Source organism: Clostridium phoceensis, assembly GCF_001244495.1.
Taxonomy (GTDB): domain Bacteria; phylum Bacillota; class Clostridia; order Oscillospirales; family Oscillospiraceae; genus Lawsonibacter; species Lawsonibacter asaccharolyticus.
This window is the reverse complement of record NZ_LN866274.1, coordinates 2,325,904-2,337,507: the sequence shown is the minus strand read 5'-3', so window position 1 is coordinate 2,337,507 and position 11,604 is coordinate 2,325,904. Positions and strand designations below refer to the sequence as shown.

Genomic DNA, 11,604 nt, shown 5'->3' with positions numbered 1-11,604 from the left:
GGGGCACCAAAATAAAGGAGATCTGTTTGAATGAAAAAGTTTCTTGCTTTGACCTTGTCCCTGGCCATGGCCCTGAGCCTGGCCGCCTGCGGCGGCTCCGGAAGCGGCTCCGCTTCCTCCGCCCCCGCCGCTTCCTCCGGCGTGTCCTCTTCCGCCGGGGACGCCGGCTCCAGCACCGGCAGCACCAGCACCCCCGCCGAGCTGACCACCGTGGAGGCCGGCAAGCTCATCATGTCCACCAACGCCGCCTTCCCTCCCTATGAGATGACCGACGACAGCGGCAATGTGGTGGGCATCGACGCCGAGATCGCCGGCGCCATCGCTGACAAGCTGGGCCTGGAGCTGGTCATCGACGACATGGACTTCGACGCCGCCCAGCTGGCGGTCCAGCAGGGTAAGAGCGACATCTGCATGGCCGGCCTGTCCGTCACCGAGGACCGCCTGCTGGTCATGGACTTCTCTGACAGCTACGCCACCGGCATCCAGGTCGTCATCGTGCCCGAGGGCTCCGACGTCACCCTGGACAACCTGGGCGAGCAGCTCATCGGCACCCAGCGGGCCACCACCGGCAACATCTACTGCACCGACGACTACGGCGAGGACCACGTGATCGCCTATGACGACGGCATCGTGGCCGTGCAGGACCTGCTCAACGGCAAGGTGGACGCCGTGGTCATCGACAAGGCCCCTGCCCAGGAGTTCGTGGCCGCCAACCCCGGCCTGGTCATTCTGGACACCGAGTATGCCAACGAGGACTACGCCATCGGCGTGGCCAAGGGCAACACCGCTCTGGTGGACGCCGTGAACGGCGCGCTGGCCGAGCTCACCGCCGACGGGACCATTCAGTCCATCATTGAGAAGTACATCCCCGCGGAGGGCTGATCGTCCGCACGCCAGATCAAGAAAGGGCGGCCCCTGGCCGCCCTTTTTCTTACGAAGACATAGAGAGGGGTAGAACAATGGACCTGGCCTACTATTATGAGCTATGGCGCGGGATGATGCTCTCCGCTGACCCGGCTGTTGCAGACGCCGTCGCCTGGTGGCAGGAATTTTATGTGAAGTTCTATATGGCCTTTATTGAGGCCGACCGCTGGAAACAGTATCTGGACGGGATCGGGACCACCCTCACCGCCACTGCTCTGGCCCTGGTCCTGGGCGTAGTCCTGGGGATCCTGGTGGCTCTGGTGCGCACCGCCCATGACCAGCAGCGCGCCGACCGCCGCAGGAACCCGGTCCTCGGCCTGTTCAACGGGGTATGCAAGGTGTACGTCACCGTCATCCGCGGCACCCCCATGATGGTCCAGCTGCTGATTTGGAGCTCCGTGGTATTCGTCAGCAGCCGCAATTTCACCCAAATTGGAATCCTGGGCCTGGGCATCAACTCCGGAGCTTATGTGGCGGAGATCATCCGCGGTGGGCTGATGGCGGTGGACGGCGGTCAGATGGAGGCGGGCCGCTCCCTGGGGCTGAATTACTTTGATACCATGCGCTTCATCGTTATCCCACAGGCCATCAAGGCCATCCTCCCCGCCCTGGGCAACGAGTTCATCATCCTGCTCAAAGATACCTCTTTGATCACGGTCATCGGCGGCAAGGAGCTGCTCCACGCCGCTCAGGGCATCATGGGCCGTACTTACGAGGCAATGTTCCCTCTGATCGGCATCGCCTGCATGTATCTTGTTCTGGTCATGATCTTCACCTGGCTTCTGGGCAAACTGGAAAGGAGGCTGCGTCAAAGTGATCGACGTTAAAAATCTGAGCAAGTCCTTTGGCGACCACCTGGTGCTGGACGACATCACTGAGTCCATCCAGGTGGGGGAGAAGGTGGTCATCATCGGCCCCTCCGGCTCCGGCAAGTCCACCTTCCTGCGCTGTCTCAACCTGTTGGAGACCCCCACCAAGGGAACCATTACCTTCAACGGCACAGAGATCACCGATCCCAAGGCGAAGATCGACCAGATTCGCCAGCAGATGGGGATGGTGTTCCAGCATTTCAACCTGTTCCCCAACATGACCATCCGAAAAAACATCACCCTCGCCCCGGTGCGCACCAAGCTCTTGACCCAGGCCGAGGCCGACGATACCGCCACCACCCTGCTGCGCCGGGTGGGACTGGAGGACAAGGCGGACTCCTACCCCGCCCAGCTCTCCGGCGGGCAGAAGCAGCGCATCGCCATCGTCCGTGCCCTGGCCATGAAGCCCAAGGTGATGCTTTTTGACGAGCCCACCTCCGCCCTGGACCCGGAGATGGTAGGTGAGGTGCTGGAGGTCATGAAGCAGCTGGCCGATGAGGGAATGACCATGGTGGTGGTCACCCATGAGATGGGCTTCGCCCGGGAGGTGGGCAGCCGGGTGCTCTTCATGGATGGCGGAAAGATCCTGGAGCAGGAGCAGCCCCAGGCCTTCTTCTCCAATCCTAAGCACCCCCGCACCCAGCTCTTCCTCTCCAAAGTCCTGTAAGCTCAAAAAGGCGCCCCGCTGTCAAAGGACAGCGGGGCGCTTCCGCCTTTCCAGATGGTATGCAGGGCCGTCCAAAAGTCCGTTGTATGGGCGCCGGCCGTTTCCCGCCGCATCCCCGGGGAGGGCCCCTCATAACCTCCGGCTCAGCCAATGGCCAGCTTGATATAAGAGACCGTCCGGAGCTGAGGCTCCGGACGGTCTCTTATCATCGAAACTGATCCTGTTCCGCTTCCGCCTTTGGCGAAAGCTCCACGTGCTCCCTTGCTCGCCCTCTCCAAACCGGACCCGCTTCGCTGGGCTCCGGTTTGGCCGGCGGCAGAGACGCCGGCTTCCGCGGCTTTACAGTCCCAGCTTCATGGACACCACGTTGTCCACCATGGCCAGGGCATTATCCAGCATCAGTACGTCCTTGCCGCCGCCCATGGCGCTGTCCGGCTTGCCGCCGCCGGAACCGCCGGCGATGGCGGACACCTGCTTGATGATGTCCCCCGCCTTCACGCCCCGCTTGACGGCCTCCTTGCCGCACACCGCCAGGAAGGTGATCTTCTCCCCATTGACGGAGGCCAGCACCGCCACCACGCTGGGCTCTTTGTCACGCAGGAAGTCGCCCATGTTCCGCAGACGGCTGGCATCGGCATCGGGCACGGTGGCAGTGAGGACCTTCAGGCCGCCCACCTCGTGGGCCGAGAAGAGGAACCGCTCAGCCTCGCCCAGAGCCTCCTTGGCCCGGAATTTCTCCAGGGACTGGCGCAGCTCCTTCATCTCCGTCATGATGTGCTCCGCCTTGTCCCGCAGTTCGCCGGGCTTGGCCTTCAGGGCGGCAGCGGCCTGGAAGAGCATCTCCTGGTTGCGGTTCATCACGTCCAGGGACGCCTGCCCGGTGGTGGCCTCGATGCGGCGCACGCCGGAGGCCACAGAGAACTCGCTGGAGATGTGGAACACCCCCGCCTTGGCGGTGTTGTCCAGATGGGTTCCTCCGCAGAACTCCACGGAGTACCCCCCCATGTCCACCACCCGGACGGTGTCGCCGTACTTCTCGCCGAACAGGGCGGTGGCGCCGGTCTTCTTGGCCTCCTCGATGTCCATCACCTTGGTGTCCACCGGATATCCCTCCAGGATGGACTCATTCACCAGGCGGTTCACCTCGCTCAGCTCCTCCGGCGTCATGGCGGAGAAGTGGGTGAAGTCGAAGCGGAGGAAGTCGGGCTCCACCAGGGAGCCGGCCTGATGCACGTGGTCGCCCAGCACGGTCTGGAGGGCCTTGTGCAGCAGATGGGTGGCGGTGTGGGCCCGCTGGATGGCCCGGCGGCGCTTGGCGTCGATGGAGGCGGTGACCGTATCCCCCACCTTCACATTGCCGGAGAGCACCCGGCCGTAGTGCATATATTTCCCGCCCTTGTTCTTCTGTACGTCGCTGACCTGGAAGCGGAAGCCGTCGTTCTCCACCACGCCGTGGTCGGCCACCTGGCCGCCCATCTCGGCGTAGAAGGGAGTCTGATCCAGCACCAGGATGCCCTCGGCGCCGGTGCCCAGCTCCTCCCGCAGCTCCTCGCCCGCCACCAGGGCCAGCACCTTCCCCTGGGCAGAATGGCTCTCATAGCCCAGGAACTGGGTGGCGGGCATGTCCTTGCCAAACTCCACGCCGGCCCAGCCCAGGTCGCCCAGGGCCTCCCGGGCCTTCCGGGCCCGGGTCTTCTGCTCCTCCATCAGGGTGTCGAAGGCGGCCTTGTCCAGCTCCATGCCCTCGTCCTCCACCATCTCGATGGTCAGGTCGATGGGGAAGCCGTAGGTGTCATACAGCTTGAAGGCGTCCGCCCCGGAGAAGGTCTTCTCCCCCCGGGCCTTGTGCCCTTCCAGCATCTCCCCGAAGATCTTCAGGCCGCCGTCGATGGTCTTGGCGAAGTTCTCCTCCTCCACCCGGATGACCTTGGTGATATAGTCCTGGCGCTCCCGCAGCTCAGGATAGTGGCCCTCGTTCTCATGGATGACGGTGTCGCACACCTCATACAGGAAGGGGTGGTCCACCCCCAGCAGCTTGCCGTGGCGGGCGGCCCGGCGCAGCAGACGGCGGAGCACATAGCCCCGGCCCTCGTTGGAGGGGAGCACGCCGTCACAGATCATGAAGGTGGCGGAGCGGATGTGGTCTGTGATGACCCGGAGGGACACGTCCTTGCTGTGGCTCTCGCCGTAGTGGGCGCCGGTGATCTGGGACACCTTGTGGGTGATGTTCATCACGGTGTCCACATCAAAGAGGGAGTCCACCCCCTGGCACACGCAGGCCAGGCGCTCCAGTCCCATGCCGGTGTCGATGTTCTTCTGCTTCAGCTCAGTGTAGTGGCCCTCCCCGTCGTTGTCGAACTGGGAGAAGACGATGTTCCACACCTCGATATAGCGGTCGCAGTCGCAGCCCACAGTGCACCCCGGCTTGCCGCAGCCATAGGCCGGGCCCCGGTCGTAGTAGATCTCGGAGCAGGGGCCGCAGGGGCCGGAGCCGTGCTCCCAGAAGTTGTCCGCCTTGCCGAACTTGAAGATGCGGTCCTCCGGAATGCCGATCTCGTCCCGCCAGATGGCCATGGCCTCGTCGTCGGCGGGGGTGGTCTCGTTGCCCTCAAAGACGGAGGGATACAGCCGGTCCGGGTCCAGGCCCACCCACTCCGGGCTGGTCAGGAACTCCCAGGACCAGGCGATGGCCTCGCGCTTGAAGTAGTCGCCGAAGGAGAAGTTGCCCAGCATCTCGAAATAGGTGCCGTGGCGGGCGGTCTTGCCGATGTTCTCGATGTCGCCGGTGCGGATGCACTTCTGACAGGTGCAGACGCGGTGGCGGGGGGGCTCCTGCTCCCCGGTGAACCAGGGCTTCATGGGCGCCATGCCGCTGTTGATGAGCAGCAGGGAGGCGTCGTTCTGGGGGATCAGGGAGAAGCTGGGCAGGCGGAGATGTCCCTTGCTCTCAAAAAAAGACAGGAACATCTCCCTCAGTTCATTCAGGCCAAAGGGCTTGGGCTCGCGCATGGTGGTCTACCTCCAATATTTTTTCATGTTTTTGTGTTACAAATAACCGGGCCATATCATCAGTCGCCCCGGAACAGGCCGGTGAAATTGTTCACCAGATTGGACAGGCTCCAGCTGGACTTCTGAAGTCCGGCGGACAGGCCGATCAGCTCCATGTCCGGGTCAAAGGCCACCCGGATGGACACCTTCTCCTGGGAGAATGTGCACAGGAGCTGGGCGATGCCGTGCTCCTCCCCCTCGGTGCTGCCAGTGACCTGGGCGGACTTGAGCTCCTGATAGTCCCCCGCCTCCTGGAACACCGGCTCCACCAGGTCCTGGACGCTCTGGGCGGTCAGGTCTGCCCGGATATCCTCCCGGAAGGACTCATATACCGCCTCGTAGTCGCCCTCCAGGAGCTGGTCCAGGACAGCCTCCCCGGCGGTCAGGACGGTCTCTGTGTCCATGCCCTGGGGCAGGGGCTCCGCCTCCTCCTGGGAGGAGCAGCCGGCCAGCATCACGGTCAGGGCCAGGGCCGCCGCCAGCAGCGGCACGATCCTCTGTTTCATGGTCTGTCCTCCAGCATCAGCTCGGACCGGGCATAGAGCACCGCTCGGCCCGCCAGAATGACCCGGTCCCCTTCCAGCCGGCAGTACAGGGTCCCCCCTCTGGGGGATGCCTGCCGGGCCACGAACCGGGTCTTGCCCAGCTTTTGCGCCCAGTAGGGGATGATATGGCAGTGTCCGGAGCCGCACACAGGGTCCTCCGGCACCCCCATCTTTGGGGCAAACGAGCGGGAGACGCAGTCGTACCCCTCCATCCCCGGCGCCGTGACCTGCATCAGGGCCCCCTTCACCTTCAGCAGCTTGTCCATGTCCGGCTTCAGCGCCAGCACGTCCTCCGCCCGGTCAAAGACGCACAGCAGGTCCCGGGCCCGCCAGACCTCCGACGGCCGCGCCCCCAGGGCCTGGGTGATCTCCTCCGTCACCTCCAGCCGCTTCAGCTGGTAGGCGGGGAAATCCATGCTCAGCAGCTCTCCCTCCGCCCGCACGGTCAGCAGTCCGCTGAGGGTCTGGAAGCCGACCCTCTCCACTCCCGGCTCCACGAATCTGGTGATGATATGGGCCGCAGCCAGGGTGGCGTGGCCGCATAGGTCGATCTCCCCGCCGGGGGTGAACCAGCGCAGCCGGTACTCCTCCCCCTCTTTCACAACAAAGGCCGTCTCAGACAGGTTGTTCTCCCGGGTGATCTTCAGCATCAGATCCTCCTCCGGCCACCGCTCCATCACGCAGACCGCGGCCGGGTTGCCCTCAAATATCCTGTCGGCGAAGGCGTCCACCACATATTGTCTCATTCCATCAGCTCCTTGTTCCATAAAAAATCGCCCCTGACCAAGTCAGGGGCGGATCATCACCACGGTACCACCCTGATCGCCAGAGCACGCCCTTTCGGGAGCGCTCCGGCCTCTCAGCATCCCAGCTAACGGGGGATCGTCCGTCCCGCTCCTCACGGGCCGCTCCGGAGTGGCCTGCGCCGCCGCTTCTGCCGAGGGCTCACACCGCTCCCCTCTCGCTTCAGGCTGCCTGCTGCGCTTGGCTCCATCATCGCATTTACCGCAATATTTTATCACAATTTCGGCGCTTGTCAACCGTTCCCGCCGCTTTTTCCAAAACGTGCCTCCCATTCGGCGGGCTTGAAGCCCACCAGCACGAAGTCCTCTCCCGCCAGGATGGGCCGCTTGACCAGCATCCCGTCCGCAGCCAGCAGGTCCAGCTGCTCCTCCTCGTCCATGCCGGGCAGCCTGTCCTTCAGGCCCAGAGCCTTGTATTGCAGGCCGCTGGTGTTGAAAAATCGCTTCAGGGGCAGGCCGCTCCTGTGCTGCCACTCCCGCAGCTCCTCCTTTTTGGGGTTGTCCAGCTTGATGTCCCGGAACTCATAGGGGATCGCCCGTTCCTCCAGAAAGGCCCTTGCCTTCTGGCAGGTGGTGCATTTGGGGTAGCATACAAAGAGCATGTTGGTCCCTCCGTCCTGAATGTTGGGCAGCCCGCAGGAAGCGCACGCCCTGCTCCATACTTTACCACACTCCGGGACGCAAATCAAGGTTCTGCTCCGCCGCTCTCTTGAATTTCTGCCCATGCAATGGTATAATAGGGGCGACAAAAAGGAGGTGACATCCATGCTGGTCTCCACAAGGGGCAGATATGCGCTCCGGGTCATGCTGGAGCTGGCCCAGCACGGCCGGGACTGCTACACCGCCCTGAGCTCCATCGCTTCGGAGCAGGGCATCTCAGGCAAGTATCTGGAGAGCATCATCTCCACCCTCTCCAAGGGCGGCCTGGTGGAGGGCGTGCGTGGAAAGGGGGGCGGCTACCGACTCACCCGTCCGCCGGAGGACTACTCCGTGGGAGAGATCCTGCGTCTGGCAGAGGGCTCCCTGGCCCCGGTAGCCTGTCTCGACTGCGGCTCCGACCCCTGTGCCCGGGCCGGCAGCTGCCGCACCCGTCCCCTCTGGGAGCGGCTTGACGCGCTCATCTGTGGATATCTGGACCAGGTGACCCTGGCCGATCTCCTCTCCGCTCCCGGCTCGGACTCCTCTCCCTGCTGAGTGGCCGTCCCTGTTCCGGTTCCACGGCCGCGGCTCCTGTCCTGGAGCCGCGGCCGCTTTTTCCGGCCCTCCGGCGCAGAGCCTGATGCCCGCACCGGCCCCCGGGTCCTGTGTAGGGGCGCACTTCGTGCGCCCTCATTCCTGCCTTGAAACGCCCCCCCAAATATTGTATCATGGTAACAGAAACGACAGGGGTTCTCGGCGGGTATTTTCAGGGAAAACTCTGCTTAAACATCCCCTCCGATGCGTCTGTGCGTCCCCGCCCTCTGCGGGGCGGGACCGCGGAGGGGAAAGCCTGCCCTGGGGCCCCAAAACAAGAGCAGGAGAAAAAACGGTCAGCACGGACGATGGAGGGAGCTCTATGGACCTGAACACGCGAAAGATCCTATCCCTATTTGCAAGCATCCTATTCACCATTCCGGTCTATATCATTCTGCACGAGGGCGGGCATGCCCTGATCGCACTGTCCTGCGGCGCCCGCATCACAGAATTCAGCATTCTGGGCGCCTATATGCGCTATGAAGGCGGTACGTTCACCGCTCTGACGCTGTCTCTTTTTTATATTGCGGGAATGCTGCTGCCGGTCCTCATATCCATCGCCTATATGCTGCTCTATCGGGACGCAGCGCAGTCCGTCTTTTATCGAATTTTTTCTTTTCTGTTTCCCTTGATCCTCACAGCCCCTGCCCTGGCATGGGGGATCGTCCCCCTCCTGTATCTTTCCGATCAGGCACCCCCAGGGGATGATGTGACCGGATTCATAGAAAGCTCCGGTGCAAGCCCCTGGGCTGTCCTGTTGGGTGCTGTCCTCCTTTTTGCCGGCTGTCTCTTTCTGGCCTGGCAGAAAAAGATCATCCAAAACTATTGGGCTGCTGTCAGGCTCGGCGTGTCATGAGCCGTTCCTGCGGGGCCAAGGCTGTCCCCTTGGTGCGGATAGGACGATACCCTCCGTACACTGAGGGCATCTATGGCGCGGAACAGAAGGATCTCAGGGGATGCAACCGGCAGTTGCGGAAGTTTCAGCCGTAGTTGGTAGCGTGTGACCATGGATCGCAGTATATTGTTTCCAAGGGGGTAACACAAATGTTGTCTGAAAGAATATATCAGTTCAGACGAAAGAGCGGCCTTTCTCAAGAGCAGCTTGCGGAGAAGATAGGCGTTTCGAGACAGGCCATCTCCAAATGGGAGAGCGGAACATCAATGCCTGAATTTCAAAAACTGTTGGCTTTGAGTGAGTGCTTCCACATCACCCTTGATGAACTTGTAACGGACAGAGGGGCTGAGGAAAGGACAGAAGAAACACGGTCAACGCCAAAAGAAGCCAAGGGCCCGAAAGCCATGGATCAGAAAGCCGGCATTTGTCTTTGCCTGGCTGGCGCCATCTGTCTGACACTATCCGGACTCATGATGGTCATAAGCCCCGGTGCGGCAGAGCAGCTGAATACCGCTTCAACGATCACCCTCAATGGGTCTGGTGTGCTCATCGCCCTGTGCGTCCTTTTGATGGTCACTGGAGCGGTCCTGATCCTGCGAAAGAAATGAACGGAGGCAAGCCCATGCGGAAATTGAGTCATCTTTTTAGCGCTGTCGCAATTTTGTTGTCAGATGTCATGTGTGCCGTTGTGGCATTTGGCTATCGTGATATGCTCTGCGGGATCGAGCACTCATGTTACAGCGCACCTGCCAGCGTGGCATTTCTCTATGCCATCCCGTTTGGCATCGGGATCGCGGTATGTTCCCTTGTCGCGTACATACTTCATAAACGGTCAAGTTAACAAATGATCCGATCTCAAAGGCTCCGCTCGTACAACGTCCCCCGGCTGCACCGGGGACTGCGCGCAGAAAAGGCCCGCCGCTGACGCGGCGGGCCTTCTTATGTCAGGGGCCGTCCGGGAGCTCTCCCCGGCGCGGGTCACAGGGTGTCCTCCTCCGCCCGGTCCAGGGCCTCTCCCACATCGAAGGGGGGCATGTCCTCTTCCGCTCCGCCTGGAGCTGCCCCGGAAGCGCTCTCGGGAGGGGTTCCCCCGGGGACGCCCTGGCGGTACTTCATCTCCTGCCACTGCTCCTTGGTGATGAGCAGCTGGCGGGGCTTTGAGCCCTCGAAGGGCCCCACGATCCCCTTCTCCTCCAGCTGGTCCACCAGCCGGGCCGCCCGGGCATAGCCCAGCTTCAGGCGGCGCTGGAGCATAGAGACCGACGCCTGTCCCGTCTCCAGGATCACCTCGGCTGCCGCGTCGATGAGCTCGTCGAACTCCTCCCCCACCTCCTCGGGGGCGGAGCCGCCCACGCCCTTGGCGCCCTTCTCCTTCTCGGCGGCGTGCTGCTCGATCTCCTGCATCACCTGGTCATCGTAGCTGGCGTCGCCGCTGTTCTGCTTGACAAAGTCCACCACTGCGGCCACCTCCTGGTCGGAGATGAGGCAGCCCTGGACCCGGGTGGGCTTGCCGGAGCCCAGGGGGAAGTAGAGCATGTCGCCCCGGCCAACCAGCTTCTCCGCGCCGGTGGTGTCCAGGATGATGCGGGACTCCAGGCTGGAGGCCACCGCGAAGGCGATGCGGCTGGGGATATTGGCCTTCATCAGGCCGGTGATCACGTCGGCGGAGGGCCGCTGGGTGGCGATGATGAGGTGCATGCCGGAGGCGCGGCCCATCTGGGCCACCCGGCAGATGGACTCCTCCACCTCCTTGGCCGCCACCAGCATCAGGTCGGCCAGCTCGTCGATGACCACCACGATCTGGGGCATTTTGGTCATGCCCTCCGTCCTGGCGGCCAGGGCGTTGTAGGCGGCCAGATCCCGCACCCCAACCTCGGCAAAGGTGCGGTAGCGCTTCATCATCTCGGTCACCGCCCACTGCAGGGCGCCCGCCGCCTTCTTGGGGTCAGTGACCACCGGGATCAGCAGGTGGGGGATGCCGTTGTAGATGCCCAGCTCCACCATCTTGGGGTCCACCATGATCAGGCGCACCTCGTCGGGGGTGGCCTTATAGAGCAGGGAGATGATCAGGGAGTTGGTGCACACCGACTTGCCCGAGCCGGTGGTGCCGGCAATGAGCAGGTGGGGCAGCTTGGCGATGTTGCCCACGATGCAGTGGCCGCCGATGTCCTTGCCCACGGCGAAGGACACCTTGGAGGGGCTGTCGGTGAACTCCCTGGAGCCGATGACGCTGTGGATGTTCACCGGCGACACCAGCTTGTTGGGCACCTCGATGCCCACCATGGAGATCTGGTCCGGGATGGGGGCGATGCGCACGCCGGAGGCCCCCAGGGCCAGGGCGATGTCGTCCGCCAGATTGGTCAGCTTGTTCAGCCGGACGCCCTGGTCCAGCTCCAGCTCGTACCGGGTCACCGAGGGGCCCCGGGTCACGTTGACGATGTTGGCGTCGATGCTGAAGGAGTGGATGGTGTCATCCAGCCGCTGCCGGTTGGCGTTGAGCTCCACCAGGGCCTCCCCGCCGATGTCTCCCGGTCCCTCCTTCAGCAGGGAGAGGGGGGGATACTGATAGGGGTGCTCCCCCGCCTCCGCCAGCCGGGACTGGACATCCCGGGCCACCTCC

General features: G+C 63.1%; 11 protein-coding genes. 6 read left to right on the top strand and 5 right to left on the bottom strand.

The window, feature by feature from the left end; genetic code table 11:
• Positions 1-30 precede the first annotated feature (30 nt).
• The 3 genes from BN1969_RS12105 to BN1969_RS12095 all read left to right on the top strand — a co-directional run bounded on the left by BN1969_RS12105 (position 31) and on the right by BN1969_RS12095 (position 2,460).
• Entirely contained in the window at positions 31-882 is an 852-nt protein-coding gene (locus BN1969_RS12105) for an ABC transporter substrate-binding protein (RefSeq protein ID WP_050624526.1), read from the top strand.
• A gap of 83 nt (positions 883-965) precedes the next feature.
• A complete protein-coding gene (locus BN1969_RS12100) occupies positions 966-1,751 on the top strand; it encodes an amino acid ABC transporter permease (protein WP_082203667.1) in 786 nt (261 codons plus the stop codon).
• Entirely contained in the window at positions 1,738-2,460 is a 723-nt protein-coding gene (locus tag BN1969_RS12095; protein ID WP_050624525.1) for an amino acid ABC transporter ATP-binding protein, read from the top strand. The genes BN1969_RS12100 and BN1969_RS12095 overlap by 14 nt, the downstream gene beginning before the upstream one ends.
• A gap of 339 nt (positions 2,461-2,799) precedes the next feature.
• Here the strand turns inward: BN1969_RS12095 and alaS are convergent, their stop codons facing one another.
• The 4 genes from alaS to BN1969_RS12075 form a co-directional block, all read right to left on the bottom strand.
• The gene (gene alaS, locus BN1969_RS12090; protein ID WP_050624524.1) at positions 2,800-5,469 is read right to left on the bottom strand and encodes an alanine--tRNA ligase; all 2,670 of its coding nucleotides are present in this window, start codon (positions 5,467-5,469) and stop codon (positions 2,800-2,802) included.
• Between the two features lie 59 nt (positions 5,470-5,528).
• Positions 5,529-6,014 carry a DUF3887 domain-containing protein gene (locus BN1969_RS12085; RefSeq protein ID WP_050624523.1) on the bottom strand — a complete coding sequence of 162 codons (486 nt, stop codon included), beginning with the start codon at positions 6,012-6,014 and terminating at the stop codon, positions 5,529-5,531.
• A complete protein-coding gene (locus BN1969_RS12080) occupies positions 6,011-6,799 on the bottom strand; it encodes a PhzF family protein (protein ID WP_050624522.1) in 789 nt (262 codons plus the stop codon). Before BN1969_RS12080 ends, BN1969_RS12085 begins: the two co-directional genes overlap by 4 nt.
• A gap of 290 nt (positions 6,800-7,089) precedes the next feature.
• Positions 7,090-7,458 carry an arsenate reductase family protein gene (locus BN1969_RS12075; protein WP_050624521.1) on the bottom strand — a complete coding sequence of 123 codons (369 nt, stop codon included), beginning with the start codon at positions 7,456-7,458 and terminating at the stop codon, positions 7,090-7,092.
• A 163-nt stretch (positions 7,459-7,621) separates the two neighbouring features.
• Between BN1969_RS12075 and BN1969_RS12070 the strand changes: the two genes are divergently transcribed.
• The 3 genes from BN1969_RS12070 to BN1969_RS12060 all read left to right on the top strand — a co-directional run bounded on the left by BN1969_RS12070 (position 7,622) and on the right by BN1969_RS12060 (position 9,592).
• A complete protein-coding gene (locus BN1969_RS12070; RefSeq protein ID WP_050624520.1) occupies positions 7,622-8,050 on the top strand; it encodes an RrF2 family transcriptional regulator in 429 nt (142 codons plus the stop codon).
• Between the two features lie 361 nt (positions 8,051-8,411).
• Positions 8,412-8,945 carry a hypothetical protein gene (locus tag BN1969_RS12065; RefSeq protein WP_050624519.1) on the top strand — a complete coding sequence of 178 codons (534 nt, stop codon included), beginning with the start codon at positions 8,412-8,414 and terminating at the stop codon, positions 8,943-8,945.
• Positions 8,946-9,133: 188 nt separating this feature from the next.
• Positions 9,134-9,592: a type II toxin-antitoxin system RelB family anti-toxin gene (locus BN1969_RS12060; protein WP_050624518.1), complete on the top strand. Its 459-nt coding sequence runs from the start codon at positions 9,134-9,136 to the stop codon at positions 9,590-9,592.
• A 370-nt stretch (positions 9,593-9,962) separates the two neighbouring features.
• Here the strand turns inward: BN1969_RS12060 and BN1969_RS12050 are convergent.
• On the bottom strand, positions 9,963-11,604 hold a 1,642-nt coding region (locus BN1969_RS12050; protein WP_187120351.1), incomplete at its 5' end, for a DNA translocase FtsK.